This is a genomic window from Microvirga sp. GN3 (assembly GCF_055792825.1).
The window spans coordinates 41,905-67,778 of record NZ_JBVVAK010000025.1; the positions used below are offsets into that span (position 1 = coordinate 41,905).

Consider the following 25,874-nt stretch of genomic DNA (forward strand, 5'->3'; position numbering starts at 1 on the left):
CATTTAAGATGAGCATCGGCTCGATCTCAAAGTGAGCTTGTTCTCGGGGCCGATGCGCTCTTCAAAGAGTGGAGCACCGGATTAGGTCCACTTTTGGGGCCGATGCTCTAGCGGATGGCACCTGTCGATGACGGGTGGCAGGCCGCGTTCGTCGACCCGGCAGGACATGAAACGTTCTTCTTCGCCTCGTTGATGTGACCCTTCTTCGCGGCTGTATGATGCCGGACGGTGGCGTGCTTGGAGTTTTGTGACGGCATCGCCGAAGCTCCTGATGTTGCCGCCTGTGCGGTCAGCGGAGCCGCTGCGAGAAAAGCCAGGGTCGAAGCGGCGATGAGAAGCTTTTTCATGGGATCTCTCCATTCAATGACAGCACCTCGGGGGTACCGGATAGAAACCTTAGGACGTGCGACTTAGGAGAGAATGAGGGCGAAGGACGACCGCTTCAGGCGGCAAATTGCATCGTTGAATTTCCGCCGGATTTGGATTGAACTCACCTTGCATCGTGAGCAACCATCATGCGGGTTTTGCTGGTCGAAGATGATCCGTTGATCGGACGCAGCCTGACGCGAGCCTTCGAGGGCTCCGGCGCCGCAATCGACTGGATCCGCTCAGGGGACGACGCGCTCACTGCCTTGAGCGCGAACTGCTACTCGGCGGTCCTGCTCGATCTCGGTCTTCCGGGTACATCCGGTCTCGATGTGCTGAAGGAAATGCGGCGCAGCAAGGATGGGACGCCGGTGCTGATCATCACGGCGCGCGATGATGTCGAAATCCGCGTCGCGGGCCTGGATCTGGGAGCGGACGACTTCATCGTGAAGCCGTTCGATTTCGATGAACTCGCAGCCCGGATTCGGGCTGTCGTCAGGCGCCATGCGGGACATTCGACATCGCAAATCCGATCCTCTGAAATCGTTCTCGATCTCGCAGCCCATGAGGCAAGCTATAAAGGAATCACGCAGCTTCTCCCTGCGCGAGAGTTTGCACTCCTTCAAGCGCTGCTTAAAAGACCCGGAGCCATCCTGTCGCGCAAGCAGCTCGAGGATGCTCTCTACGGTTGGGGAGATGAGGTTGAGAGCAACGCGGTGGACGTGCTGATCCACTACATCCGCCGGAAGTTCGACAATGATATCATCCGCAATGTCCGCGGAGTCGGCTGGATGGTGATGAAATGAAGCATCGCAACTCGCTCCGCGCGCGCCTGACGGTTTGGTTCACCGCTCTCTTGATTCTGTTCGGATTGTTCGGTGGTTTGGGAGCTTACATTGCGGCTCAGCAGGATCCGGACAACTTCCTCGATAATCAGATGCGCGAGATCGCTTTCAATGTGGTCAGTTCGGTTGACGATCTGGCACAGATGCCGACGCCACCGCTCGAACCGGACGATATGATTGTCGTTCAAAGCTGGGACGCCGACGGACGCCTGCTGAAATCTTTTCCTCCAGGATTCGATTTGCCGCGTCAGGCGGCGACCGGATTCGCGAATTTCGATGCACCGAGCGGGCAGTGGCGCAGCTACACCTGGGTCTTGGACGACGGCACCGTTCAGGTTTCTCAAAGGGCCAGTGTGCGTCAGGAACTTGCCCTGATGGCGGCCTTGCCAGCGATCATCATCGTCCTATTCCTCATCCCCGTATCGGCGCTTCTCGTGCGCTGGCTCGTGGGCCGGATCCTCACGCCTGTGGATGCCTTGACCAGCCAACTCATGGCTCGCAAGCCCGATTCCACACGGCAACTGGCCACAGCGGATGTGCCTAGCGAAATCGCTCCCCTCATCCAGGCGATGAACAAGGCGCTCGAGCGACTCGCGGAATTGCTTGCATCGCAGCAGCGCTTTGTCTCCAACGCGGCGCATCAGCTGCGCACGCCACTGACAGCTCTTCGAATTCAGGCCGGTACTCTGCGACACGCGTCGAATGGCGAAGCGACGACAGAAATTCTGGATGATATGGATCTTGCGCTTCGGAGGATGTCGACTCTGACGAATCAGCTTCTGACGCTTGCCCGCGCGGAGACCCCCGTGTCGATAGAGGCGCCACAGCGGGTTGAGCTTGCCGACGCGCTGCAGGAAGCGATGCGTGGCGTCGCTCCCTTGGCAGAGAGCAAAAGCATCAGGCTTGATTCCATCGCGTTACCGACCGGAGTGGTGCATGCCGAACGGCAGGATCTCGTCGCGATGTTTTCCAACCTCCTCGACAATGCCATTCGCTACACGCCACCTGGTGGTCAGATCACCGTCTCTGCCCGACGGGCAAAAGAACAGGAGCAGATCGAGATTGCCGATACCGGCCCTGGGATCTCGAACGAATTGCTCGAACGTGTGTGCGACCCTTTTGTTCGCGGCGATCATGAACAGGAAGGAACGGGCCTTGGGCTTTCAATCGTCAAAGCCTTGGCGGCCCGGATGGGAGGCCGCATTTCGCTGCAAAACAAACCGGATCGATGCGGGCTCGTCGTCCGCATCGAACTTCCCCTTCGTCCAGAAACTCACATCCCGTAATTCAGCTTCGGATACCAATCCGTGCCACGCCCTTCCGGCGTCATGTCGAGAACGTTCCAGAGTGGAGCCAGGTCAGGAGCGCCGCGCGGGTCCTGGCCGGGATCGGCGGAATCGCCGGTCATCTCGCCGCTCCAGAAATGGCGGATGGTTCCGTCGCGGCGGGTGAAGACGTTGAAGCTCGGGATCTCGGACCCGTCCGGCAGCACGCCGTGATAATCGCGGGAATAGTTGCCGTTGAGATCCGTGTAGAGCCGCAGGTTCTTCCAGCCGCGTTCCTTCTTCCAGGCAATCAGCCGCTCGATCGGAGAGCGGGCAACGACGGCGAGCGCCATGCGCTGCTGGACATCGGCCGCGTTGCCTTCGAGCGCACCGAGAAGATTGGTGCACATGGGGCAGGGGCGCTCGCGCTGCGGGCCGAACATGTAGCTGTAGACGGCGAGCGACTGCTTGTTGCCGAAGAGGTCGGCAAAGCTCGCCGGGCCGTTCTCGCCTTCGAAACGGTAATCGCCTGTCACCTCGCCGCCGGGCGGCAGGGCGCGCCGCTGCGCCGCCACGCGTTCCAGATGGCGGCGCAAGTCGATCTCTTCCGCCAGCAGAGCCGTGCGTGCGGCACGGTATTCTGCGCTTTCGTTCGGAAAGCGCACCGGCGAGCGGCGCGCCAGCTCTGCGGCGGGAACAAGTTTATCGGCCATGGAATGCTCCTCTGGAGATCGTGCTGTTCTCTTTGTTCAAAAGTCCGCCTGACAGCGCCGACACTCACGCCGCCGGTGGATTGTCCCTGAAGGCCTTCAACTGCGCCTCCAACGCACGGCTGAAGGCCGGTCGTGCGGTGCACCGACGGACATAGGCGTCGAGATCGGGGAAGCGCGCGAGAAGGCCGGATTCGCCAAGATTGCGGAGCACCGTTGTCATCATGAGATCGCCGGCCGTGAAGCGGCCTTCCAGATAGTCTTTGCCCCCGAGCCATGTGCTGACGTCGGCCAATCGCGTGCAGATCATGGCCTCCACCTGCGGGCGGCGTTCCTTCGTCCAGGCTTCTCCCTGGTGGAAGATATCGATATCAGCCAGTTCCATGACAGATGGCTCGACCGAGTTCAGCGCTGCCAGCACCCAGGTGGTCACGCGGGCACGCCCGGCCTCATCCCTTGGCGCGAGAGCCTCCGACCGTTCGGCGAGATGCAGAACGATCGCGCCGGATTCGAAGATCTCGACCTTGTCGTCGCGATAGGCAGGGACCTGGCCGAAAGGCTGCCACCCGCGATAGGTCTCAGAAGCCTGGATCTTCGGATCGATCAGGTTGGCCTCGTAGGGCAGGCCGACCTCTTCCAGGGCCCAGCGCACGCGGAGGTCGCGCACATAGCCCTGCGCGAACGGCGGCACCCAGCGGAAGGCCGATACGTGGATGGTCATGAAACTCGCTCCTGCATGCAATCAGTTGCGCGGACCGACGAGGCCGAACATGGCTCCCTGCGGATCGCTGGCGACGATGATGAAGATGTTGCCCGGCACTTCGGCAGGGCCGTAATGGATCGTGCCGCCATGGCCGGATACGGCCCGCGCGGCCACATCGATGTCATTGACGCCGAAGTAGAAGTTCCACGCCGGTGGCGGTCCGTCGGGCGTGCGTCGCATGACAGCGCCGATCGTCTGGCCGTGATGGTTGATGAACTGGTAGTCACCCATCTCGCCCATGGGCATCGCATCGCCCTTCTCCCAGCCGAAGCGGGATTTGTAGAAGGCAAGTGCCGCGGCCTGATCTGAGGTGGAAAGCTCGTTCCACTGGCAATGCCCGGTTTCGTTCGGCGAGAAGGACGTGCTCGTTCCTTCCATTGTGCCGCGCATCACGTAGAACACGACACCTTGCGGATCCGCGACCATCGCGAAGCGGCCGACGCCGGGAATGTCGGTCGGCGGCATATGCTGCGTGCCTCCGGCCTGGACGATCTCGGCCGCGATGGAATCGACGTCGTCGACCCCGACATAGCCCAGCCATCCCGGACGCATGCCTTTGGCGTCAGCCGGGATCGGCATGAAACCGGCAATGTCTGTGCTCCCTATCGCGAAGAGCCTGTAGCCGATGTCGGAGCCTTCGAAAGCCCGGGCCTTCCAGCCAATAACTGTCTCATAGAAACGGGCCGCTGCATCGGCGTCGGTGGTCAGGAGCTCATACCAGATGAAATCGCCATGTCTGTTGGCCATGGTGCATCTCCTTGCTGAAAAGTGGACCGGGTTTTCTTCGGCAGATCTTGGCTCGCGAGAGGCTAGCGCATCGTGCGAAAAAGTGGACCCGGTTTTCCGCTTCGAACGATGCGCTCTTCAAAGGGTGGAGCATCGGGCCCAAAAGTGGGCCCGATGCTCTAGACGTCGAGGATCGGCATGAAGCCGCCGAAGATCATGCGCTTGCCGTCGAAGGGCATCTGCTCGCCCATCGCCTTCATGCGCGGATCGGTCATGATCTTCTCATTGGCGGAATCGCGCACTTCCTTGGACGGATACTCGATCCAGCTGAACACCACGACCTCGTCGTCCTTGGCCTGCACCGAGCGGCGGAAATCGGTGATCTTGCCGTCCGGCACGTCGTCGCCCCAGCATTCGACCATGCGGGTGGCGCCGAATTCCTTGAACAGGGGCGCAGCCTCGGCGGCGTGCTTACGGTAGGTTTCCTTCTTGTCAGCCGGCACGGCGAGCACAAAGCCATCGACATACTTCATCGCGTATCTCCCTTGGGTTTTGGGGCAGTAAAGCTTGAGTTTGTGACGCTTTGGCGTCTGTTCTTCTTGACAAATAAGTTGATATCAACATAATTGGCGCATGTCAAACCCCCGGGACGTTCCCTTCGAGACAACCCATCTGGTACGCGATACCTGCCTGTGTCTGCATGTCCAGCGCGCCGCCCGCGCGCTCTCGCGCCTGTTCGACGATGCTCTGCGGCCGGTCGGCCTGACCTCCGGGCAATTCTCACTGCTGAACGCCCTCAACCGCCCGGCGCCACCGCCCATCGCACCGGTGGCCAAGCTCCTGGCCATGGACCGGACCACCCTGACCGCAGCCCTGAAGCCGCTCGAGCGCGACGGCTTGGTCGCCATTGCCAAGGATCCGGATGACCGCCGCAGCCGTCTGTTGCGCCTCACCGACAAGGGGAGGGAGGTCCTGGCCTTAGCCATTCCGATCTGGCGCGACCTTCACGGTGATATCGAGGCCGGCATGTCGGGATTGGGGCCGGACAATCTGCGCAGCGCGTTGAACGGCCTTTCGCGGTCGAAACCCGCGATTTCTGTGTGAGCTGAACGCGCTCCTCTCTGCCAAGCGAGAGAAGAGACGAGCGACCCGCTATCATTTCCGGCGAGCGCAGCGAGGGAAGGGGATCCTTGGCGCCGAGCGTGCAGGTGGATTCTCGCTCCCCTTCGCTGCGCGTCCTTCCGGGAATGACACCGGAGCCAAACCCTCCACCGTCATCCCCGGGTCTGTCCCGGGGATCCACGTCTTTGCAACGCTGCGGTTCCGAAGACGTGGATGGCCGGCACGAGGCCGGCCATGACGTCGAGGAGAGGATCGGCAGAGCAGAGCAATGTTATGTTCTCATTTTGTTCTTGACAATCATCCTAACCTCGGCTATATCATTGCGTAGATCTGCTCCTGGCGAGGGGCGCGCTCGCGAGGCGTCGCAGTGTGGGAGCAGGCACGGTCCCGTGGCTGAGGTGACGCAGCCTCATCCGACGGGAGGCCCAGGATGTGGGTTGGTGGTCGGGATCGGTCCAAGGCCGTCGCCGAGCAGGCGGTCAACGCCTGCGGCGGTTGACTGAGCCGGCCTCTCCTGTCCACCTCAAGAAGCCGTGCGCGAAGAGGCTTCCCGGCTCTTCCATCCCACACCAGCGCATATCGAGCCGGGCTGCCTGTCGCGCCACCCTCGATCGACCGTCAGGCTCGCAGCGCAACGCTGCGGGCCCCACGGTGCTGGCTCTTTGACATAGACCCATCCCCACCCACACCCGTCATGGCCGGACTTGATCCGGCCATCCACGCCTTTATCCAAGAGCCGAAGCAGACGTGGATCCCCGGGACTGATCCCCGGATCAAGTCCGGGGACGGGGATGACGCCAGAGAGGCGGATGAAGGAACGTCATCCCGGACGAAGCGCAGCGGAGATCCGGGATCGGGCAAACCAGTCCAGCGCGGTCATCCCGGGGCTGCGCAGCGGAGCCCGGGATCCATAACCACGACGTTCAATCAGTCCGGCACCGTCGGCGGTTCTGGATCCCCGCCTGCGCGGGGATGACTGCGTCGAGGCTCAGAAGCCACATCCTGTCAACGATCCCGGATCGGCTTCGCCGTCCGGGATGACGGTGGATGGCGGGCGCAAGTGTTTCCTCACCCCTGGAGACTCTGTCGCGGAGCGCTATGGTTCAAACACCCACATGTACGATTCGATCATGCCCCCACGCAGCAACATCTCTCAAAAGCCTGTCGACCACCTGACGCCCGATGAGGCGCAGCGCGAGCACGAGGCGCTCGGCGCCGAAATCAAGGAGCACGATCGGCTCTATTATGAAGAGGATGCGCCGAGCATCTCGGATGCGGACTACGATGTCCTGCGCAAGCGCTACGAGGCCGTCGAGGACCAGTTCCCCGAGCTGAAATCGCCCGAGAGCCTGACCGAGAAGGTCGGCTCCAAGGTGTCGGAGAAATTCGGCAAGATCCGGCACCGGGTGCCGATGCTCTCGCTCGGCAATGCCTTCGCGGACGAGGAGGTGGAGGAGTTCGTGGAGCGCATCCGTCGCTTCCTGCAGTGGAAGGCCGATGCACCGCTGGCCTTCACGGCCGAGCCGAAGATCGACGGCCTGTCGCTCAGCCTGCGCTACGAGGACGGCAAGCTCGTCTCCGCCGCCACCCGCGGCGACGGTGCTGTGGGCGAGGACGTGACGAACAACGCCCGAACGGTGGGGGACATTCCGCACAGGCTGCGAGGCAAGGATATTCCCGAGACCCTGGAAGTGCGCGGCGAGGTCTATCTCTCGCACGAGGATTTCGCGGCGATCAATGCGCGGCAGGAAGCAGCCGGCAAACCACTCTTTGCCAATCCGCGCAACGCGGCGGCGGGCAGCCTGCGTCAGCTCGATTCGTCGATCACCGCGTCGCGCCCCTTGCGCTTCTTCGCCTATGCCTGGGGCGAGGTGAGCAAGATGCCGGCAACGACCCAACATGGCATGATGGAGTGCTTCAAGAGCTTCGGACTCAAGGTCAATCCGCTCACGCGTCGCTGCACGAGCATCGCTGAGATGCTCGAGCATTATCATGCCATCGAGACCGACCGCGCCAATCTCGGCTACGACATCGACGGCGTCGTCTACAAGGTCGACGAGTTGGGCCTGCAGCAGCGTCTCGGCTTCGTGTCTCGCTCGCCGCGCTGGGCGCTAGCACATAAGTTCCCGGCGCAGAAAGCCGTGACGGTGCTGGAAGACATTGAGATCAATGTGGGCCGCACGGGATCGCTCAATCCCATCGCGCGGTTGAAGCCCGTCACCGTCGGCGGCGTCGTCGTGTCGAATGCGACCCTGCACAACGAGGATTACATCAAGGGCATCGGCGGCAACGGCGAAAAGATCCGCAACGGAATCGACATCCGCATCGGCGATACGGTGATCATCAATCGAGCCGGTGACGTGATTCCAAAGGTGCTCGACGTGGTGCTGGAGAAGCGTCCCGATGACGCGAAGCCGTACAAGTTTCCGACCACATGCCCGATTTGTCACAGCCACGCCGTGCGCGAGGTCAATCCGCGCACCGGCAAGGAGGATGCGGTGCGCCGCTGCACCGGCGGTCTCATCTGCGCGGCCCAGGCCCGCGAGCGACTGAAGCATTTCGTGTCGCGCAATGCTTTCGACATTGAAGGCTTAGGCGGACAGCGCATCGACGAATTCTACGACGAAGGTCTCGTCCAGCGGCCGCAGGATATTTTTACGCTGCAGGCTCGCAATGCGAAGAGCCTCAAGCGTCTGGAGAACCGGGAAGGCTGGGGCGAGACGAGCGCGAAGAATCTCTTCGCCGCCATCGAAGAGCGCCGCTCGATTGCGCTCAACCGCTTCATCTTCGCGCTCGGCATCCCGCATATCGGCGAGACTTCGGCGCGTTTGCTCGCGCGCCATTTCGGCACCTTCGAGCATTTGCGCGAAACGGCGCAGGCGGCAGCGGATGAGACTTCGGAAGCGCATGCGGAGCTCACCGCCATCGGCGGCATTGGGCCGGTAGTGGCGGAAGCCGTCGTCGAATTCTTCAAGGAAAAGCACAACGAGGAGCTGCTCGATGCGCTTCTCGCCGAAGCGACCGTCGAGCCGATGGAGGCGCCCGCCGCCGCGAATTCGCCCGTGGCGGGCAAGACCGTGGTGTTCACCGGCTCGCTGGAGCAGATGACCCGCGAGGAGGCCAAGGCCATGGCCGAGCGCCTTGGGGCCAAGGTGGCGGGGTCCGTGTCCAAGAAGACGGATATCGTGGTGGCCGGGCCCGGCGCGGGCTCGAAGCTCGCCAAAGCAGCCGAGCTCGGACTTCAGGTCATGGACGAGGACGGCTGGTTCGCCCTCGTCGGGCGGGGGTGAGACTTCTGTCCAAGACTTGTGCGCAATGATGTGGCATGGTGGCGGCCATGACGGTGATCACCCCCGAGGTCTCGCTCGACCCTGAACTGGTCGGAGCGGGAGACGTGACGCATTTCTGGCGAGTGCCGCGCTTTCGCGATCTCGATTGCCTGCGCGCGACCTTCCGCCGTCATGCCTATGCCCGCCACAGCCACGACACCTACGCCATCGCGGCGGTCCTGGCGGGCTGCGAGACCTTTTTCCACCGCGGCGAGCAGCATTATGCGCCGGCGGGTTCCGTGGCGGTCGTCTGCCCTGACGAGATCCATGACGGGGAGCCCTATGGTGGCGGGTTCGAGTACCGAACCTTCTATCCCTCGTCCGAGTTGATGCAGGAGATCGCCGAAGATGTGGCCGGGCGGCCGCTCTCGCGCGCTCCCTGGTTCCCACATTCGGTGATCAAGGATCCAGAGCTTTTCCACGCCCAGGTCAAGCTCCATGCCTGCCTTCGCCAGGACGACGGCTGGACCTCCGAGATGGAGCAGGACACCCGGTTGATCGATTTCCTGAGCCGTCTGATCGCCCGCTGGGCCGATCTCGATGCCCTGCCGGCCGTCCGCTACGGTTCGAAGAGCATCCTGCGGGTCCGCGACTATCTCGATGCCCATATCGGAGAGGAGGCGGATCTCGCCAATCTCGCGAATCTGGCAGGATTGTCCCGCAGCCACTTCATCCGCGCCTTTGCCAAGGAAACCGGCCTGACCCCGCACGCCTATCTCCTCGACCGGCGCTTCCGCGCCGCGACGCGGCTGTTGGCGCAGGGCGAGGCGCCCGGCGATGTGGCCGCCGCCTGCGGCTTCTTCGACCAGAGCCATCTCAACCGGGTCTTCAAGGCCCGGATGGGCGTGACGCCTGGGGCTTACCGGGCCGCATAAAACCGCACTTTCATCCAAGACGGCTCGTCGTCCGTCCTGCATAAGGCCGGGAAAAGAGCATCGTCATGGATCAATCGAGTCCCTTCGCCACCAATTATCGCCGCGAAATCAAAGCCGGCCTGCGTGATATCGCGCCGGTCGCCGTTGCGGCCGTTCCCATCGGTCTTCTCTTCGGCGCGGTTGCGGCTGCCAAGGGAATGTCACCTCTCGAAGTCATACTGATGTCCGCCCTGGTCTTTGCCGGCGGCGCGCAGTTCGCCGCCATCGAAACCTGGGTCAGCCCGGCACCCATCGCGGCCTTGGCCTTCGCGACGCTGCTGATCAATGTGCGGCACGTGCTGATGGGCGCGTCGCTTACGCCGAAGATCCGCATGTCGCGGTTCCAGACCCTGCTGGCCTATTTCTTCCTCACCGATGAGGCCTGGGCCCTCTCCGAGCGCCGCGCTCTGGAGCGCCCGGTGACGGGCACTTATTGGGCGGCCATGGCGGTCGTGCTCTGGGCAAACTGGACCCTGTCCTCGACCATCGGCGCCATTCTCGGCTCGTTCCTGGGCGATCCCGAGCGCATCGGCGCCGATTTCGCCTTCACGGCCCTGTTCATCGGCCTCGTCGCCGGCTTCGGCCGCAGCCGCGTGACGCTGGTGACTGTGGCCGTCAGCGCGGGCGTCGCGGCTCTCGTCCACTACTTCATCGGTGCGCCCTGGCATGTGGCCTCGGGTGCGCTCGCCGGCATTGCTGCCGCCTATCTGGCCGCTCCCGAGGAGACGCGCTCATGACCCTCGACACGACGACCCTGCTCGCCATCATCGCCATGGCGGCCGTGACCTATTTCACCCGCATTGCAGGTCTGTTCGTCGCCGACCGTCTTGTGCTCACGGGCCGCGCCAAGGCTGCGTTCGACGCCATTCCGCCGGCCGTGCTGGTGGCCGTGATCGCGCCGACTGCGCTCACCACCGGATGGGCGGAAGCCATTGCTGCGGCGATCACGGCAGTTGCGGCGTTCAGACTTCCGCTGCTCGGGACGGTAGCGGTCGGCGTGGTTTCCGTCGTGGTGCTGCGGAACCTGCTCTAGCGCATCGTGCGGAAAAGTGGATCCGGTTTTCCGCGCCGAACGATGCGCCGCTTATAGGAGGGAGCATCGGAATTGATCCCAAAAGTGGAGCCCACTTTTGGGTCCGATGCTCTAGCCAATCGCCCGCGTCCCATTCTCCAGCCACGTCCGCGTCTCGGCATCGAGCTTCGGCCCGATCTTCTCACGCACCGCGGCGTGATAGGCGTTGAGCCATGCGATCTCGTCGGCGGTCATGATCGCGGGCTCGACGAGGCGCAGGTCGATGGGGGTAAAGGTCAGCGTCTCAAAGCCCATCATCTCGCGGTCGCCGCCGGGAATGGTGCGCGGCTCGACGAGGATCAGGTTCTCGATGCGGATGCCATAGGCACCCGGCTTGTAGAAGCCTGGCTCGTTGGACAGCATCATGCCGACTTCGAGCGGCGTGTGCCCGGTTTTGGCGATGCGCTGCGGACCCTCGTGCACGGAGAGGTAGCTGCCGATGCCGTGGCCGGTGCCGTGATCGAAATCGAGGCCTGCCTCCCAGAGCGGCCTACGGGCGAAAGAATCGATCTGGGCGCCCGTCGTGCCCTTCGGAAACACGGTCTGCGCGATAGCGATATGGCCCTTCAGCACGCGGGTGAAGCGGTCCTTCATCTCAGGAGTCGGTTCGCCCACGATGATCGTGCGGGTGATGTCCGTGGTGCCATCCTCGTATTGCGCGCCGGAATCGATCAGGAAGATCTGGTTCGGCTCGAGGGTACGGTTGCTTGAACTCGTGACGCGGTAATGGGGCAGCGCAGCATTGGGGCCCGCGCCTGAAATGCTCGGGAACGAGATGTTCTTCAAAGCGCCGGTCTCGACGCGGAAGGCCTCAAGCGACTCGACCACATCGATCTCCGTCAGCTTGCCTGAAGGCGCCTCGCGGTCGAGCCAGGCCAGGAAACGCGCGACTGCCACGCCATCGCGCAGATGCGCCGCATGGGAGCCCGCGATCTCGGCCTCGTTCTTGACCGCCTTCATGAGGGCAATGGGATCGGCCCCGACATCAACCTTACCGCCAGCCGCCTCGATGCGCCGGATCAGAGCGACGGCTCCGGTCGCGGAGTCGATGCGGATCTTGCCGCCTGTCTGGCCGAGTGTATCGAGAGCGCTCTGGAAGGTCGCGATGGGCGCAAATTCCGCGAGGTCGCCCACAGCATTACCGGCCTCGTTCGTGACCTTCACCGGATCGAAGAAGAGGCTCGCACGGCCTTGCTTGGGAAGGATGGCATAGCCGAGGGGGAGGGGCGTGTGTCCCACATCGCCGCCGCGCAGATTGAAGGCCCAGGCGAGATTGTGCGGGTCGGAGATGACGAGGGCGTCGATCTTCGCCTCCGCCATCTTCTTCCGGATGCGCTCCAACTTGGCGGGGGCAGCTTCGCCCGCACAGTCCAACGGATGCGGCCGTACGGGAGCATGCGGCGGAGCTGGACGGTCGATCCAGATCACGTCAACCAGGTTGATGTCGACCGGAGCAAGTTTCCCGCCGGCGCGGTTCACCGCCTCCTCCAGCTTCTTCAGGCCCTCGCTGGTATGGAGCCACGGATCGTAGGCCAGGGTACCATCCGGAGGCAGATGATCGGCGATCCAATCCTCAGGCGTTGAACTGGCCAGTTGAACCGGCGTGATGACGGAGGTGTCCACCTGCTCGGCGGCTTGGACCGTGTAGCGCCCATCGACCACGAGCGCAGCCTCGTTCTGAAGGATGATTGCCGTGCCTGCGGAGCCGGTGAAGCCGGTGAGCCATGCCAAGCGCTCAGCGCTCTTCGGAACGTATTCTCCTTGGTGTTCGTCGGCGCGCGGGACAATGAAGCCATCGAAGCCGCGCCGGGCCATTTCGGCCCGCAACTTGGCGATATGCTGAGGTCCTTGAGCGGGAGAAGTCGTGTCGTCGAAGAACTGGAACTGAGCCATGGAAAGCAGCACCGAAGATCGGAATTGAAGACGGCGACACGCTAGAGCATCGGACCCAAAAGTGGAAACCACTTTTGGGATCCATCCAGCGGGAATGGAGGCTGCCGAAACCTCCAGCAGACGGTGCTCCAGCCAGCGCCAGCTCGCCTACAAAATATGCGCCGGATGCCTAGAAGTTGATCTTTTATGATCGCGTACTGCAATAGATGCATGGCGCGCATGTGATTCTGTGACTTCAACTAAAGTCTGACCGAGCTTATCTTCCTGACAACGATAACAGAGGAACGCTGAAGGGTCTCAGCGCCAATCTGTTGGAGATGAGCCCATGATCACAGCCGTTTTTTCTTCCGCCCTCTTCGGTAGCCCAGAGAAGCCGTCCAAGTTTTCACAAATCGCAACGTGCGTCTTCAACGCCGTCGTCGAAAGCCGCACCAGAAGCGCCCGACTGGAACTGCGCCGCCACGAGGCCTTCATCGACGATCTGAACCGCAGGCAGGATAACTCGGCGCTCTTCCTCGATCAGTCCGAGCTCTTGCCCGCCAAGATCTGACCATCCCATTTTTCGAAACGAGACAGCACCATGATCATCATCACCGCCATGAAGGCCATCCGCGAAGTCTGGGCCGAAACCCTCAAGCTTCGTCGCGAACTCGCCAAGCGCTATCCGGGCGTTCTGGCCGAGTAAGACCGATTAGCGCATCGTGCGGACCCGAAGGGCCACGCCAGTGAAAATTGGATCCGGTTTTCCGCTCTCAACGATGCGCTCGTCAAACAGTGGAGCATCGAGTTGAATCCCAAAAGTGGAAGCCACTTTTGGGTCCGATGCTCTAGCAGCGGGGCAGCGGACGAGCGTTGCCCCGCTTCAAGACCAGCGCCGCCCACCCGTCGAGGTCGTAGCGGCGCCGCAGATACCAGCCCTGATGGGCATAGGTGGACAAGACCCCGGGAACGTCGCGAGCCAGCAGGCCGGACAGGATGATCGTCCCGTCCCGGCTCGCCACGCGCGCCAGGGACGGCGCCAGCATCCGCAGGGGCTTGGCCAGGATGTTCGCGAAGACGAGATCGAAATGCCCCACGCGGTCGGCCTCCGCATGGCGGATGCCCGGACCCACAAAGAGCTTCATAAACGCTCCGATCCCGTTCAGCCGCGCATTCTCACGCGCCACGCGCACCGCTTCCGGATCGATATCACCCGCCACCACGGGACGTTTCAGAATCTTCGCAGCCGCAAAGGCCAGAATGCCCGTGCCAGTGCCGACATCGAGCACATGGCGGGGCGTACGCGTCTTCAGCTCATCCACGAAAGCGAGCAGGCAGCCCTTGGTGGTGCCGTGATGGCCCGTGCCGAAGGCAAGGCCCGCTTCGATCTCGATGGCGAAGTCGCTCGGGCGGCGCTCATGACGATCATGCGAGCCATGGACGAAGATGCGGCCCGCACGGACAGGCTTCAGGCCTTCCAGCGAAGCTTTCACCCAGTCCTTCTGTTCGAGAGGGAGGAAAACGCCCTTGTCCGCCTCCGCGCCGACGATGGGGCGCAGCAGATCCCGGATCGCGGCCTCATTGGGCTGATGCGCGAAATAGGCCTCCAGCATCCACGGCCCGCCATCCTCTGTCTCGAAGGAGGCGACGGCACTCTCGGCAGGATCGAAGATCTCGCCGATCATGTCGGTCATGGCGCGCGCAGAATGCTCGTCTGTGGTGATGCGGAAGACGTGGGTGGGGCGATTGGGGTGCAGACCTTCAAGCATGATCTCGCTTTAGAGCATCGCACCTGAAAGTGGAACACCTGAAGCCGTCTTTCTAAAGGTCTCCGGGAGCCGGTTTCAGCCGTCAGGCCGGGCTCAACTCCCGTGCCGGCTCCAGCACCCTGAGACGCTCGGTTTCCTTGAGCTTGTACTCGCGCTGCACGTCTGTGATGTAGTCGCGCACGATGGGCGCGGCATCGCGCTTGCGTGCCAGCTGCATGTGGAACACGAGCTGACTGCCGGTGGTGAACATGGTCTCCGCGCTGATCAGATAAAACTCGAACATCCGGCAGAAGCGCTCGTCGTACATGGCCGCGATCTTCTCCCGGTTGGCTTCGAAACGCCGATGCCAGTGGTTGAGCGTCTTGGCGTAGTGAAGGCGCAGGAATTCGAGATCGGTCACCCATAGCTGGTTCTGCTCGACGACAGGAAAAACCTCCGACAGGGCAGGGGAGTAGGCGCCGGGGAAGATGTACTTGCGCAGCCACGGGCTCGCGGTGCCGGGCGGGCTCATCTTGCCGATGGAGTGCAGCACCATCAATCCGTCATCGTCGAGAAGCGCGTTGATCTTCTTGAAGAACTCGCCGTAATGGTGCACGCCCACATGCTCGAACATGCCGACGGACACGATCCGGTCGAACTTCCTGTCCACCTTGCGATAGTCGAGCAGTTCGAAGCGTACACGATCCGACAGGCCAGCGCGCCGCGCCTTCTCGTTCGAGAGTTCATATTGCTCCTTCGAGAGCGTGACGCCTGTGACGTCCACGTCCTCCATGGCGGCAAGATAGAGCGCGAGATCGCCCCAGCCGCTGCCGATGTCGAGGATCTTCAGGCCGGGCTTGAGCCGCAGCTTCGAGGCGATGAGACGGAGCTTGTTCTGCTGCGCCTCCTCCAGCGTGTCATCGTCGTTGATGAAATAGGCGCATGAGTACTGCATGCCTTTGTCGAGGAAGAGCTTGTAGAAGTCGTTCCCGAGATCGTAGTGATGCGCCACGTTCTGCTGCGCTTTGCCCACGGGATTTGCCTGCTGAAACCGTTTCACGGTGCGTGAGATGCGCTTCAGCACGCTCTGAAGCGGATAGTTCGCCAGGGTCGAGCGGTTCATCGAGAAGAGGTTGAGGAAGTCTCGCAAGTTGGAGCCGTCCTCGAAGCTCAAGCGCCCATCCATATAGGCTTCGCCCGCATGCAGCTCCGGATTGAGGAAGAGCTTGTGATAGAGCGAGCGATCCGTCAGCCGCATGGTGACGCTCGGTCCCGGCTTCTCGCCGCCGAAGACATGCACGTTCCCCTCAGCGTCGATCACCTTCAGGGTGCCGGCACGAATGAAGGACTTGAGCATGTGAGACAGGGGAAACATCGCCACCTCGGATCGCTTTGACGGGGGCGGGATGGTTCCACAGTCTCGGGCGTGTGGCTAGAGGGGACGCTAGCCTAATGGCTCCACAAAGCTATCCAACACCATCTTCCGTCCCGCCTTGTCGAATTCGACGGTAAGCTTGTTACCGTCTACCGCCTCGATGGTGCCGGGACCGAACTTGGTGTGCAGGACGCGTCCGCCGACCGCAAAGCCTGAGCCTCCGGTGGATTTGGCCACCAGCTCGCCCTCGATCAGCATCGGCCCGCGTCGTTCGCCGGAGCGGCGGGCGGAATAGCCGCCGTCTTCGGTCGAGGCGCGGTGGGCCTGGGCGCGCTGCCAGCCGGGCGTCTGGTAGGACGAGCCGCTGAAGGGCTGCATGCGGTCGAAACGCGAGCCCCCGCCGTAGCCGCCATAGGAGAAGTTCGCGGGTGCCTCGACAATCTCGACGTTGGTCTCGGGCAGATCGTCGACGAAGCGGCTCGGAACGGTCGAGTTCCACAGACCGTGAATTCGCCGGTTGGAGGCGAAATAGATCTTGGCGCGACGCCGGGCGCGGGTGAGGCCCACATGGGCGAGGCGGCGCTCTTCCTCGAGACCGGCGCGACCGCTCTCGTCGAGGGCGCGCTGGTTCGGGAACAGGCCTTCCTCCCAGCCGGGCAGGAAGACGGTATCGAACTCCAAGCCCTTCGCCGCGTGCAGTGTCATCAGGCTCACGCGTTCGGCGGTGTCGCTCTCGTTGGCTTCCATGACAAGCGAAACGTGTTCGAGGAAGCTCTGCAAATCCGGGAATTCCTCCATGGAGCGCACAAGCTCCTTGAGGTTTTCAAGCCGTCCGGCGGCATCGGCCGATTTGTCCTTCTGCCACATATCGGTGTAGCCGGATTCCTCCAGCACCGTCTGCGCGACTTCCGACTGCGTCATCGTTTCGGAGAGCTTCGACCAGCGGCCGAAGGAGATCAGAAGATCGCGCAACGTGGCGCGGGGCTTCGGCTTCAGCTCGTCGGTCTCGACGATGAAGCGCGCGGCCTCCATCAGCGGCACGCGGGCGGCGCGGGCATGGTTGTGCAGCACCTGGATCGTGGCATCGCCCAAGCCGCGCTTCGGCGTATTCACGATGCGCTCGAAGGCGAGATCGTCCGCAGGCTGGTTGACCACGCGAAGATAGGCGAGCGCATCGCGGATTTCCGCGCGCTCGTAGAAGCGCGGGCCGCCGATGACCCGATAGGGGACGCCGAGCGTCACGAGCCGGTCTTCGATCTCGCGCATCTGGGCGGAGATGCGCACCAGGATCGCAATTTCGGAGAGCGAATGCTTCTTGGCGTGCAGCGCCTCGATTTCCTCGCCGATGAGGCGGGCCTCGTCCTCGGAATCCCAGGCGCCGGTGATCGTCACCTTCTCGCCCGGCTCGTCCTCGGTGCGCAGGGTCTTGCCGAGGCGGCCCTGGTTCTTGGCGATGAGGCCGGAGGCGGCGGAGAGGATATGGCCGGTGGAGCGATAATTGCGCTCCAGGCGGATCACGGTCGCGCCGGGAAAGTCGTGCTCGAAACGCAGGATGTTGTCGACCTCGGCACCGCGCCAGCCGTAGATCGACTGGTCGTCGTCACCGACGCAGCACAGATTCTTGCGCGCCTGGGCGAGCAGCCTCAGCCAGAGATACTGGGCGACATTGGTGTCCTGGTACTCGTCCACCAGCATGTAACGGAAACGGTTCTGGTACTGCTCCAGGATGTCTGGATGCTCACGCCACAGGCGCAGGCATTCGAGCAGCAGGTCACCGAAATCGACGGCGTTGAGAACCTTCAGACGTTCCTGATAGGCCCGGTAGAGCTTTCCGCCCTTGCCGTTGGCGAAGGCGCCGGCTTCGCCCGCCGGAACCTGATCGGGCCCGAGGCCACGGTTTTTCCAGCCATCGATATGAGACGCGAGCTGGCGCGCGGGCCAGCGCTTCTCGTCGATGCCCTCGGCCTCGATCACCTGCTTCATCAGGCGCAGCTGGTCGTCCGTGCCGAGAATGGTGAAGTCCGAGCGCAGGCCGACCAGTTCCGCGTGGCGGCGTAGGATCTTGGTGCCGATCGAGTGGAAGGTGCCGAGCCACTGCATCCCCTCGGCCACCGGACCGATCACCGAGGTGATGCGTTCGCGCATCTCCCGCGCCGCCTTGTTGGTAAAGGTCACGGCGAGGATCTGAGACGGATAGGCCTTGCCGGTGGCGATCAGGTGCGCAATCCGGGTGGTGAGCACGCGGGTCTTGCCGGTGCCGGCGCCTGCCAGCACCAGAACCGGCCCTTCCGTGGCCTCGACAGCGGCGCGCTGTTCCGGGTTCAGGCCGTTCAGATAGGGCGATTGCGGCGCAACCGCCGCACGGGCGCGGGCGCTCAAGGAACCGGGCGCCGGCTCATGGGCAAGGCTGTCCTGCGGATTGGGGCGGTTGTCGGACTGATTCATCGGCGGGACCATGGATCAAAAGGCGAACGGCGTCGAGCCCGAATGCCTGTCGATCCTGCCGCAGGCTCGAACTTCCAGGCTCCCATCTCATTGTCGAAGAAGGGCTCTCTTGCCATATGGATATGGCAGGCCCGAAGAGGAATGTCCCATGCGTATCGTGATGGCCCTTGCCATCGTCTCAAGCCTTTTCCTGCCCCTGGTTGTGTCGGCCGAGGCCCAGACGCGCCTGCCGCGCACCGGCCCCGCAGAGCGGAATACTGACGCGATCAACCGGCGGATCCAGCAGGATCAGCGTATTTTGGGCGTTGAGCAGGATATTCAGAGCAAAAGCAACCAGATCCGGCAGAATGTCGATCGGGATCGGCTGTTCGCCCCACGCTATCTCCCCCCGGTGCCGCGCGCGGGCTGCGGGCGGGGGAGAGTTTGCTAATGGCGCGTGCCCGAGGCTGAGAGGGCGTCCTGAATCTCGGCCTTGTGCGGAATGCCGATGACGCGGCCCAGGGCCTGCGGCCTCGTCAGCCGGGAATGGGTGGTCTTCATGACAGTGAGATTGGCCGCGATATCGTCCGGGAAGGGGCAGACCTTTCGGGTTTGCATGTCCACATGGAGGGACACGCCCTCCATCGAGGCGGCAACCCAACCTTCACTGGCATGGCGGATTTCCAGGTAATAATGGATGCGCTTCTCGTCGAAATCGACGAGTTGAAGCGTGACTCGCACCCGGTCATGCATCGTCAGTTCGCGCTTGTAGATGGTGTGAACCTCGGCCGCGAAGAAGGACGCCTTGCGCTTCTCCATATAGTCATGACCCAGGCCAACGAGGCTGAAGCCTTCCTCCACGGCCCGGTCGAAGAGCACATGGTAATAGGCCATGTTCATGTGGCCGTTATAGTCGATCCAAGCGGGTTCGACCCGCATCGTGGACGACACGAAGGGCGCAAAGAAAAAGACGGGCGTCCGCTTTTCCATGGTCAAACTTGTTCCTCGATGCCGCTCAGATGACCGTTCCTTTCCCCGAAAGGGGTGAATGTTAGCACGTTCATGCGGCCTGTGCATGAGGGCTGTGGCATCTTTCTCATCTGGAGTGTTGCCTTTGCAACGGTTCTGGTAGCTATGGGTGGAATGAGCATCGCAACCGGATCTGAAGCCTCCATGAATGCCCCCCAGGTGACCGCCCGTCAGAAAGCCACAGACGCCTCCATTGCCGCCCTGTCGTCCGAATTGTCCCAGCGTTTCGGCGACCGGGTCGCGACCTCGGCTGCCGTGCGCGAACAGCATGGGCATACGCTGACTTGGGTGAGAAACCAGCCGCCGGACATCGTGGTCTATCCCCGGACGACCGAGGAGGTGTCGGAGATCGTGAAACTCTGCGCCGCGCATGGGGTCCCGATCATTCCCTACGGCACGGGCACGTCTCTCGAAGGGCATATCAATGCTCCCTATGGTGGAGTTTCCATCGATCTGAGCCTGATGAAGCGCATCATCGCCGTCCATGACGAGGATCTGGATTGCGTGGTCGAGGCGGGCGTGACCCGCAAGGAATTGAACGAGTACCTGCGGGACAAGGGCCTGTTCTTTCCCATCGATCCGGGGGCCGATGCCTCCATCGGCGGCATGGTCGCGACACGTGCCTCCGGCACCAACGCAGTCCGCTACGGGACCATGAAGGACGTGGTCCTGGCGCTGACGGTGGTGCTTCCCAATGGCGAGATCGTGAAGACGGCGAGTCGTGCCAAGAAGAGTTCGGCGGGCTACGACCTGACCAGTCTCCTCATCGGATCGGAAGGAACGCTGGGTGTTGTCACCGAGATCACCCTGAAGCTCAACGGCATTCCTGAGGCGATCTCGGCCGGCATCTGCCCGTTCCCGACCGTGAAGGCGGCCTGTGACGCGGTGATCATGACGATCCAATCCGGCATCCCGGTGGCGCGCATCGAACTGCTCGACGAGGTCCAGGTAAAGGCGGTCAACCTTCACTCCAAGCTCACCCTGCCGGAGAGCCCGCTGCTGCTTCTGGAATTCCACGGTTCCGAGGCCGGTGTGCACGAACAGGCCGAGCGTTTCGGCGAGATCGCGACCGAGTTCAGTGGCGGGCCATTCGAGTGGGCGACTAGACCTGAGGAACGCTCGCGCCTCTGGCAGGCGCGTCACGATGCCTATTGGGCCGCGAAGGGCCTGCGGCCCGGCGCGCAATCGGTGGCAACCGATGTCTGCGTGCCGATCTCCCGCCTCGCCGAATGCGTCGATGCGACCAAGCAGGACATCCTGGAAAGCGGTCTTGTCGCTCCCATCGTCGGCCATGTGGGCGACGGCAATTTCCACGTCCAGCCGCTCGTGAACACGGACGATCCGGCGGAAATCGAGGCCTGCGAAGCTTTTGTCGACCGGCTGGTGCGGCGGGCGGTCGCCATGGAGGGCACCTGCACGGGCGAGCACGGCGTGGGCCAGAAGAAAATGAAGTATCTGGAGGTGGAGCATGGGCCGGCTGCGCTGGACCTCATGCGCGTCTTGAAACAGGCCATCGATCCCCACAACATCATGAATCCAGGCAAGATCGTTGCGCTTTGACGGTGGAACACATGGAACAATGCTCCCGGTCCTTGGCGTCATGAGGTAAGGACGTCTCAGAGTAACGGAGAAAAGGCAGCCTCTTGCGCGATATCCTGACGATCATCGCATCCATCGTGATCCTGATCCTGGCGATTGCCGTGGCGGCGCCTCCCTTCGTCAACTGGGAGGCCCATCGCAACACGATCGACGGGATGATCTCGCGCGCGTCCGGCACGGAGGCAAAGACCGAGGGCGATATCAGCATCCGTCTTCTGCCGGCGCCCAGGGTGATCCTCGGTCGCCTGAGGCTTGGCGGCAAGACACCGGACTCGCCCGTTCTTATTGCCGAAAACATTCGGGCCGAAGTCGCCCTGACGCCGCTGCTCCAGGGCGACGTGCGGTTTACGGAAACGCAGGTAGGCCGGGCCGATATCCGCATACCGGTTTCGGGCGATGGCGAATGGCGCCTGCCGCCGGACCTAGTGTCTGGCAGCGGTCGCGCCCGCCGATGGACCATCGAGAATCTCACCGTCGCCCAGCTTCTCGTCACCACGCAGAGTGCGAGCACCGGCCGCACGCACCAGGCATTCGCGGAAAACGTCGCCATCGAGGGACAGAAGCTGATCGGCCCCTGGCGAGTCGAGGGCACCACCTCCGGCGTACCCTTTCGTCTGGTCACGGGAGAACTGGCCGAGGATAAGAGCATCCAGGTCAAGCTCTCGGGCGGAGGCGATATCTACCCGCGCTTCGACATCGATGCCCGGCTGGGGCTGAGCGAAGGAAACGGCGACGCCACAACGCCGCAGGTCGCCGGCAAGGCCAAGGTCCTGTTCGGCCCTCCGGCACAGGTTGCGGCGGCAGGCATCCCGATCCCCATCGCCGTCGAGACCGAATTCAAGGCGGTGCCGGGCGCCGTCGAACTCAAGCCGATCAGCCTCGAGGCGGGCGAGGGTGGCGCAAGCCTTCGCATGACGGGTGAGGGGCGGATCGGCCTCGACGATCCGCGCATCTCCCTCAAGCTCGAAGGGCGCCGGCTCGACGCGGACAGCTTCATCCTGTCAGGAAACGGGCAGGACTTTAAAAGCCGGTTGGCGCAATGGTCCCTCCCGCTGATCCGGGTGCCGATCGATCTCGACCTCAAGATCGACAGCATCGGCCTGGGCCAGGAGGATCTCTCGAATGCCGTCCTGCGTCTGTCCCTCGACACGGGACGGGCGACGCTCGACCGGATCGAATTCAATGCCCCGGGCGAGACGCGGGTCGCGCTTGAGGGCCAGCTCGGCCTGACCACCCGAGGTGGCATCAACGGCAAGGTGGCACTGGCCTCCAACGCGTCCGACCGCCTGGCGCGCTATCTCGCCCGTATCGGCATCAATTCGCCGCTCCTGAGAATCTTTGACGGACGTCCCGTCGAGGCCTCCTCGGAGATCGCCTTCTCGAACCCGGTCCTCTCTTTCAACCGCCTGCGATTGAAGACGGGCGAGTCAGTTCTGACCGGGAATGCCCGCTACACCGCGCCGGAGGCCAATGAGCGCGGCAAGCTGGAGGCCCAGGTCGCGATCCAGGGCCTGAACCTCGATGACCTGCCGCAGGTATCGAGCGTGTTCCAGGCCACGGAAAATCTCGACGTCGGCTTCATCCTGGATGCGCGCGGGGTCAGCGCCGGAAAGAGCGCTCCCACGGGTCGGATCTCGGCCCGTATCCTGTCCGACGGACCGGCGCTTCTGGTGGAAACGCTCGATATCGTCGATCTCGCCGGAGCCAATGCCCGGGTGCGGGGGCGCATCGCTCCCGATGGATCGGGGCAGATCACCGGTAAGGTCACCGCTCAGCGCGCCAGTCCCCTGGTCGACCTGTTGGGCAGCGTATGGATCGGCGGGATCTCCAAGCTCGTGCCCCATTTCGTTCGTGAGGGCGCGCTCGATCTCGATGTTACGTCGGAGCGGGTTGCGCCGGCTCCGGGCTCGACCGAGCTGCGGCTGCGCACGACCGCGAAGGGTCGTGTGGCCGGTGGCCCGTTCGAGGGGCAGGTCGAATCGGTCGATGGGCGGACCCGGAACCTCATGATCGGCCTGTCTGCCGACAACACGGGGCGCTGGGTCAACCGCGCGAATATGGCAGGGCTGAACCGGCCTTCCAGGATCGATCTGCGCGGGGTCCGCGTCGGGTCCGGCCTGTTCAACGTCACCCTCGCCGGGGACATCGCCAGCGTGAAAGTGGCAACCACGCGCCCCTTCGCCCTGAGCGAGACGGACGATGTGGTGGATAGCGGCGAGGTCGAAGTCTCGACTCCGGATATCACGCCCTTTCTACTCCTCTTAGGGGATGGCGCCGGTGTTGCTCCGCCGGTGCCCGTGAATGGACGCGTAACCCTGGGCCGGGAGCGGGGCGCGACTCTGCTCGACATCAATGGCAAGGTGTCGAACGACAATGTGCAGGCGCGCCTTGTCGTCGTCTCCCGTTCGGAGATCAGTGGTGAGGTGTCGCTCGGGCGGCTGTCCCTACCATGGCTTACGGCGGCCCTAGCGTTGAACGTGCCGGGTGATGCCGGCACCACGGCGATCTGGTCCACGGCCCGCTTCGGTCAGAGCGGCCGCCTCGTCACCGGCGGGCAGGTGACCTTCCGGGTCGGGGCGCTTGAGCTCGGCCGCAGCCTTCAGGCGAGCCGCGCCTCCTTCGTCGTCGGAGCGCAGTCGGACGGCATTTCCATCCGCAATCTCGATGCCACCATCGGTTCCGGCCGCATCACGGGCTCGGCCACCATCACCCGTCAGGCCGGAACCGCGACCATCGTCGGCGAGGGGGCCCTGGAAAAGGTGCCTCTGTGGGCTCTGACCGGATCCTCGCCGTTCGAGGCTGTTCTGTCCGGCCCGCTGCGGTTCGGGGCTGCGGGCACAAGCCTCTCCGAGCTCGTGGCCAATCTCGGTGGCGCCGGCGAGTGGCAGGTCACGAATCTCCGCCTTCCCGCGGCCGATCCGTCGGTGTTCGACAGGGCTCTCAAGCGCGCGCTCGCCGAGAACGATCCCCTGGCCGAGGGCAAGGCGGAGGCGATCCTCGGGATGGAGCTCGGTCGAGGTCCCTTCAGCTCGGGCCCCGTCAAGACTTCGGCCGCGCTCGTCGGCGGCCTGCTGCGTCTCTCTCCCTTCGTGGCCGAGAGCGGACCGGCCAATTGGCAGGGCGCGGTCACCTATGACCTCAAGACCTTGCAGCTCGATGCGCGGGGTGCACTTACAGCTAAAGCATCGCCGCCCGAATGGGTCGGGGCGCCGCCTTCGGTCGGCCTGAACTGGCAGGGCTCCCTGGCGGCCCCCGTCCGCCAGATCGATGCAGGTCCGTTCCGCAACGGGCTTGCCGCCATCGTGCTCAAGCGCGAGCTGGAAAAGATCGAGGCGTTCGAGCGGGCTGCGGCCGAGCGCCAGCGCCAGATCGATGCGCAGCGGGAGGCGGAGCGGCAGCGGGCCAAGGCGGCCGAGGAGGAGGCACTTCGTCAGGCCCGAGCCAGGGCCGAAGCCGAGCGCGCCCGCCGGGAAGCAGAACGGCTGCAATCGGAGCACCAGAACCAGCCGGAGGAAGAGCCCGAGGCAGCGCCATCGCAGACCTCGGTGCCACCGTTGAATCCACCGGTCCAGATCGGCCCGCCGCCATCAGTCTATGGGGCTCCGCCGACGCGATAGAGTGCTGGGCGTGAACGTTGTTTTGAGGTTCAAAACTCAACCTCGGCCGCATCGACCAATGTTACGAACCCGCCGTTCCGAAGCGTGAGATTGTGATGCGCGACGATCTGCTCGGCCGACAGTGCAGGATTGTCGAACGTTGTATGCGCGTCACGGACCAGCGAGACGGCATAACCAAGACCATGCGCGGTGCGGCAGTTCGTGTCGATGCAGTACTCAGTCTGCATGCCGGCGATGACAAGCCGCGCAATCCCGCGTGCTTGCAGTAGCTCGTGCAGGTCGGTGCCGTGAAAGGCGCTGCAGCGGTCCTTGTCGATGATAGGCTCGCCATCCAGCGGCGCAACGGCAGGGTGAACATCCCAGCCGGGCGTATCGCGCTCCAGATCGTCGCCGGTTCCGCCGTCGTGCCGGACATGTAGCACGGTGATTCCGCGAGCGCGCGCCTTCTTGAGTAGTTGCGCGACCCGCGACAGCACGCCCTCACCGTCGTGCGGCGACACGCCGGATTCGAACATGCCGCGTTGCAGATCGATCACCAGCAATCCCGTCGCCATCGCGAACCTCACACGTTTGCTCTCATGCTTTACAGCGCATGAGTTCATCCCAGGACTATCGTGTCCGTGACAAGGTGTCGACGGCTGACGTTTAAAGTGGAGTTGTGCCGTTCAACGAGGAAGCGCTCAGGCGCTGGCGCAGATCCGTAAGCACGAAAACCCGGATCGCGGAGGAGAGATTCTGTTCGCCCCGTTCCGCATCGATGCGCCCGATCAGGGACTGGACGGACATCCTGTCCCGTTCCGCGATCTCCCGCAGTCCTTCCCAGAAGGGCTCCTCAAGGGAGATGCTCGTCCGGTGACCGGCGATGGAGACGGAGCGCTTGACGATGCCGAAGCCCATTCACGGCTTCTCGTCGTGATCGCGCTTGTGCGAGTCGAGGCGGCTCTTCGCCAGATCCTGCTCGGCTTTCGTCAGGTTCTTCTCGGCCTTGGTGCGGCCGAACGCGATGCGGTTTGCGTCGGCGCGGGCCTCTTTCTCGGCCCGCGCCTTGTGCTTGCGCGCCTGGCGCAGATTGATGATCTCAGCCATGGCGCAAATGTC

The 25,874-nt window shown here is 63.3% G+C and carries 24 protein-coding genes; 11 read left to right on the forward strand and 13 right to left on the reverse strand.

Features of this window, described 5'->3' with window-relative positions; genetic code table 11:
* Positions 1-107 precede the first annotated feature (107 nt).
* Entirely contained in the window at positions 108-347 is a 240-nt protein-coding gene (locus ACS5Q1_RS14325; RefSeq protein ID WP_203443074.1) for a hypothetical protein, read from the reverse strand.
* 168 nt (positions 348-515) lie between these two features.
* Here ACS5Q1_RS14325 and ACS5Q1_RS14330 point away from each other — a divergent pair, with 168 nt between their 5' ends.
* Both ACS5Q1_RS14330 and ACS5Q1_RS14335 read left to right on the forward strand, forming a co-directional pair.
* Positions 516-1,172, forward strand: coding sequence for a response regulator transcription factor (locus ACS5Q1_RS14330; RefSeq protein ID WP_203443075.1), 657 nt, complete (start codon positions 516-518; stop codon positions 1,170-1,172).
* Entirely contained in the window at positions 1,169-2,497 is a 1,329-nt protein-coding gene (locus ACS5Q1_RS14335; protein WP_473098834.1) for a sensor histidine kinase, read from the forward strand. Before ACS5Q1_RS14330 ends, ACS5Q1_RS14335 begins: the two co-directional genes overlap by 4 nt.
* Here the strand turns inward: ACS5Q1_RS14335 and ACS5Q1_RS14340 are convergent.
* From ACS5Q1_RS14340 to ACS5Q1_RS14355, 4 genes are all read right to left on the reverse strand, one after another.
* A complete protein-coding gene (locus tag ACS5Q1_RS14340; protein WP_473098835.1) occupies positions 2,485-3,189 on the reverse strand; it encodes a DUF899 family protein in 705 nt (234 codons plus the stop codon). The genes ACS5Q1_RS14335 and ACS5Q1_RS14340 overlap by 13 nt on opposite strands.
* A 64-nt stretch (positions 3,190-3,253) precedes the next feature.
* Complete coding sequence (locus ACS5Q1_RS14345) at positions 3,254-3,907, reverse strand: glutathione S-transferase family protein (protein WP_473098836.1); 654 nt, start codon at positions 3,905-3,907, stop codon at positions 3,254-3,256.
* A 21-nt stretch (positions 3,908-3,928) separates the two neighbouring features.
* Positions 3,929-4,696 (reverse strand): VOC family protein, encoded by a 768-nt coding sequence (locus ACS5Q1_RS14350; RefSeq protein WP_473098837.1) that lies wholly within the window; start codon positions 4,694-4,696, stop codon positions 3,929-3,931.
* A gap of 158 nt (positions 4,697-4,854) precedes the next feature.
* Complete coding sequence (locus ACS5Q1_RS14355) at positions 4,855-5,208, reverse strand: DUF1428 domain-containing protein (protein WP_473098838.1); 354 nt, start codon at positions 5,206-5,208, stop codon at positions 4,855-4,857.
* A gap of 100 nt (positions 5,209-5,308) precedes the next feature.
* Between ACS5Q1_RS14355 and ACS5Q1_RS14360 the strand changes: the two genes are divergently transcribed.
* From ACS5Q1_RS14360 to ACS5Q1_RS14380, 5 genes are all read left to right on the forward strand, one after another.
* Entirely contained in the window at positions 5,309-5,779 is a 471-nt protein-coding gene (locus tag ACS5Q1_RS14360) for a MarR family winged helix-turn-helix transcriptional regulator (protein ID WP_473098839.1), read from the forward strand.
* 1,148 nt (positions 5,780-6,927) lie between these two features.
* The gene (gene ligA / locus ACS5Q1_RS14365) at positions 6,928-9,087 is read left to right on the forward strand and encodes an NAD-dependent DNA ligase LigA (RefSeq protein WP_473098840.1); all 2,160 of its coding nucleotides are present in this window, start codon (positions 6,928-6,930) and stop codon (positions 9,085-9,087) included.
* A 47-nt stretch (positions 9,088-9,134) separates the two neighbouring features.
* Positions 9,135-10,001 (forward strand): helix-turn-helix transcriptional regulator, encoded by an 867-nt coding sequence (locus ACS5Q1_RS14370; RefSeq protein WP_473098841.1) that lies wholly within the window; start codon positions 9,135-9,137, stop codon positions 9,999-10,001.
* A gap of 65 nt (positions 10,002-10,066) precedes the next feature.
* Complete coding sequence (locus ACS5Q1_RS14375; protein WP_473098842.1) at positions 10,067-10,777, forward strand: AzlC family ABC transporter permease; 711 nt, start codon at positions 10,067-10,069, stop codon at positions 10,775-10,777.
* Positions 10,774-11,073: an AzlD family protein gene (locus ACS5Q1_RS14380; protein WP_203443084.1), complete on the forward strand. Its 300-nt coding sequence runs from the start codon at positions 10,774-10,776 to the stop codon at positions 11,071-11,073. The genes ACS5Q1_RS14375 and ACS5Q1_RS14380 overlap by 4 nt, the downstream gene beginning before the upstream one ends.
* Positions 11,074-11,184: 111 nt before the next feature.
* Here the strand turns inward: ACS5Q1_RS14380 and ACS5Q1_RS14385 are convergent, their stop codons facing one another.
* Positions 11,185-13,005: an aminopeptidase P family protein gene (locus tag ACS5Q1_RS14385; RefSeq protein ID WP_473098843.1), complete on the reverse strand. Its 1,821-nt coding sequence runs from the start codon at positions 13,003-13,005 to the stop codon at positions 11,185-11,187.
* 325 nt (positions 13,006-13,330) lie between these two features.
* On the opposite strand from ACS5Q1_RS14385, the gene ACS5Q1_RS14390 reads away from it, so the two are divergent.
* A complete protein-coding gene (locus ACS5Q1_RS14390; RefSeq protein WP_473098844.1) occupies positions 13,331-13,555 on the forward strand; it encodes a hypothetical protein in 225 nt (74 codons plus the stop codon).
* A gap of 277 nt (positions 13,556-13,832) precedes the next feature.
* On the opposite strand, the gene ACS5Q1_RS14395 is transcribed toward ACS5Q1_RS14390, so the two are convergent.
* From ACS5Q1_RS14395 to ACS5Q1_RS14405, 3 genes are all read right to left on the reverse strand, one after another.
* Positions 13,833-14,753, reverse strand: a complete 921-nt coding sequence (locus ACS5Q1_RS14395; protein ID WP_473098845.1) for a 50S ribosomal protein L11 methyltransferase — start codon at positions 14,751-14,753, stop codon at positions 13,833-13,835.
* An 82-nt stretch (positions 14,754-14,835) separates the two neighbouring features.
* Positions 14,836-16,107: a class I SAM-dependent methyltransferase gene (locus ACS5Q1_RS14400; protein WP_473098846.1), complete on the reverse strand. Its 1,272-nt coding sequence runs from the start codon at positions 16,105-16,107 to the stop codon at positions 14,836-14,838.
* A 69-nt stretch (positions 16,108-16,176) separates the two neighbouring features.
* Positions 16,177-18,552, reverse strand: a complete 2,376-nt coding sequence (locus tag ACS5Q1_RS14405) for an ATP-dependent helicase (RefSeq protein WP_473098847.1) — start codon at positions 18,550-18,552, stop codon at positions 16,177-16,179.
* A gap of 148 nt (positions 18,553-18,700) precedes the next feature.
* On the opposite strand from ACS5Q1_RS14405, the gene ACS5Q1_RS14410 reads away from it, so the two are divergent.
* A complete protein-coding gene (locus tag ACS5Q1_RS14410) occupies positions 18,701-18,982 on the forward strand; it encodes a hypothetical protein (RefSeq protein ID WP_473098848.1) in 282 nt (93 codons plus the stop codon).
* On the opposite strand, the gene ACS5Q1_RS14415 is transcribed toward ACS5Q1_RS14410, so the two are convergent.
* The gene (locus tag ACS5Q1_RS14415; RefSeq protein WP_473098849.1) at positions 18,979-19,521 is read right to left on the reverse strand and encodes a thioesterase family protein; all 543 of its coding nucleotides are present in this window, start codon (positions 19,519-19,521) and stop codon (positions 18,979-18,981) included. The genes ACS5Q1_RS14410 and ACS5Q1_RS14415 overlap by 4 nt on opposite strands.
* 183 nt (positions 19,522-19,704) lie before the next feature.
* Here ACS5Q1_RS14415 and ACS5Q1_RS14420 point away from each other — a divergent pair, with 183 nt between their 5' ends.
* Entirely contained in the window at positions 19,705-21,120 is a 1,416-nt protein-coding gene (locus tag ACS5Q1_RS14420) for an FAD-binding oxidoreductase (protein WP_473098850.1), read from the forward strand.
* Between the two features lie 83 nt (positions 21,121-21,203).
* Positions 21,204-24,776 (forward strand): AsmA family protein, encoded by a 3,573-nt coding sequence (locus ACS5Q1_RS14425; protein WP_473098851.1) that lies wholly within the window; start codon positions 21,204-21,206, stop codon positions 24,774-24,776.
* Positions 24,777-24,805: 29 nt separating this feature from the next.
* Here the strand turns inward: ACS5Q1_RS14425 and ACS5Q1_RS14430 are convergent, their stop codons facing one another.
* The 3 genes from ACS5Q1_RS14430 to ACS5Q1_RS14440 form a co-directional block, all read right to left on the reverse strand.
* Positions 24,806-25,330 carry a cysteine hydrolase family protein gene (locus ACS5Q1_RS14430; protein ID WP_473098852.1) on the reverse strand — a complete coding sequence of 175 codons (525 nt, stop codon included), beginning with the start codon at positions 25,328-25,330 and terminating at the stop codon, positions 24,806-24,808.
* A 91-nt stretch (positions 25,331-25,421) separates the two neighbouring features.
* Positions 25,422-25,673, reverse strand: coding sequence for a ribbon-helix-helix domain-containing protein (locus ACS5Q1_RS14435; RefSeq protein ID WP_203443096.1), 252 nt, complete (start codon positions 25,671-25,673; stop codon positions 25,422-25,424).
* The gene (locus ACS5Q1_RS14440; RefSeq protein WP_473098853.1) at positions 25,674-25,862 is read right to left on the reverse strand and encodes a DUF4169 family protein; all 189 of its coding nucleotides are present in this window, start codon (positions 25,860-25,862) and stop codon (positions 25,674-25,676) included.
* Positions 25,863-25,874: the final 12 nt, after the last annotated feature.

Excerpts from the sequence above, each read along its gene's own strand:
- ACS5Q1_RS14325 (WP_203443074.1), bottom strand. The coding sequence starts at position 347 with ATGAAAAAGCTTCTCATCGCCGCTTCGACCCTGGCTTTTCTCGCAGCG.
- ACS5Q1_RS14330 (WP_203443075.1), top strand. The coding sequence starts at position 516 with ATGCGGGTTTTGCTGGTCGAAGATGATCCGTTGATCGGACGCAGCCTG.
- ACS5Q1_RS14335 (WP_473098834.1), top strand. The coding sequence starts at position 1,169 with ATGAAGCATCGCAACTCGCTCCGCGCGCGCCTGACGGTTTGGTTCACC.
- ACS5Q1_RS14340 (WP_473098835.1), bottom strand. The coding sequence starts at position 3,189 with ATGGCCGATAAACTTGTTCCCGCCGCAGAGCTGGCGCGCCGCTCGCCG.
- ACS5Q1_RS14345 (WP_473098836.1), bottom strand. The coding sequence starts at position 3,907 with ATGACCATCCACGTATCGGCCTTCCGCTGGGTGCCGCCGTTCGCGCAG.
- ACS5Q1_RS14350 (WP_473098837.1), bottom strand. The coding sequence starts at position 4,696 with ATGGCCAACAGACATGGCGATTTCATCTGGTATGAGCTCCTGACCACC.
- ACS5Q1_RS14355 (WP_473098838.1), bottom strand. The coding sequence starts at position 5,208 with ATGAAGTATGTCGATGGCTTTGTGCTCGCCGTGCCGGCTGACAAGAAG.
- ACS5Q1_RS14360 (WP_473098839.1), top strand. The coding sequence starts at position 5,309 with ATGTCAAACCCCCGGGACGTTCCCTTCGAGACAACCCATCTGGTACGC.
- ligA (WP_473098840.1), top strand. The coding sequence starts at position 6,928 with ATGCCCCCACGCAGCAACATCTCTCAAAAGCCTGTCGACCACCTGACG.
- ACS5Q1_RS14370 (WP_473098841.1), top strand. The coding sequence starts at position 9,135 with ATGACGGTGATCACCCCCGAGGTCTCGCTCGACCCTGAACTGGTCGGA.
- ACS5Q1_RS14375 (WP_473098842.1), top strand. The coding sequence starts at position 10,067 with ATGGATCAATCGAGTCCCTTCGCCACCAATTATCGCCGCGAAATCAAA.
- ACS5Q1_RS14380 (WP_203443084.1), top strand. The coding sequence starts at position 10,774 with ATGACCCTCGACACGACGACCCTGCTCGCCATCATCGCCATGGCGGCC.
- ACS5Q1_RS14385 (WP_473098843.1), bottom strand. The coding sequence starts at position 13,005 with ATGGCTCAGTTCCAGTTCTTCGACGACACGACTTCTCCCGCTCAAGGA.
- ACS5Q1_RS14390 (WP_473098844.1), top strand. The coding sequence starts at position 13,331 with ATGATCACAGCCGTTTTTTCTTCCGCCCTCTTCGGTAGCCCAGAGAAG.
- ACS5Q1_RS14395 (WP_473098845.1), bottom strand. The coding sequence starts at position 14,753 with ATGCTTGAAGGTCTGCACCCCAATCGCCCCACCCACGTCTTCCGCATC.
- ACS5Q1_RS14400 (WP_473098846.1), bottom strand. The coding sequence starts at position 16,107 with ATGTTTCCCCTGTCTCACATGCTCAAGTCCTTCATTCGTGCCGGCACC.
- ACS5Q1_RS14405 (WP_473098847.1), bottom strand. The coding sequence starts at position 18,552 with ATGAATCAGTCCGACAACCGCCCCAATCCGCAGGACAGCCTTGCCCAT.
- ACS5Q1_RS14410 (WP_473098848.1), top strand. The coding sequence starts at position 18,701 with ATGCGTATCGTGATGGCCCTTGCCATCGTCTCAAGCCTTTTCCTGCCC.
- ACS5Q1_RS14415 (WP_473098849.1), bottom strand. The coding sequence starts at position 19,521 with ATGGAAAAGCGGACGCCCGTCTTTTTCTTTGCGCCCTTCGTGTCGTCC.
- ACS5Q1_RS14420 (WP_473098850.1), top strand. The coding sequence starts at position 19,705 with ATGAATGCCCCCCAGGTGACCGCCCGTCAGAAAGCCACAGACGCCTCC.
- ACS5Q1_RS14430 (WP_473098852.1), bottom strand. The coding sequence starts at position 25,330 with ATGGCGACGGGATTGCTGGTGATCGATCTGCAACGCGGCATGTTCGAA.
- ACS5Q1_RS14435 (WP_203443096.1), bottom strand. The coding sequence starts at position 25,673 with ATGGGCTTCGGCATCGTCAAGCGCTCCGTCTCCATCGCCGGTCACCGG.
- ACS5Q1_RS14440 (WP_473098853.1), bottom strand. The coding sequence starts at position 25,862 with ATGGCTGAGATCATCAATCTGCGCCAGGCGCGCAAGCACAAGGCGCGG.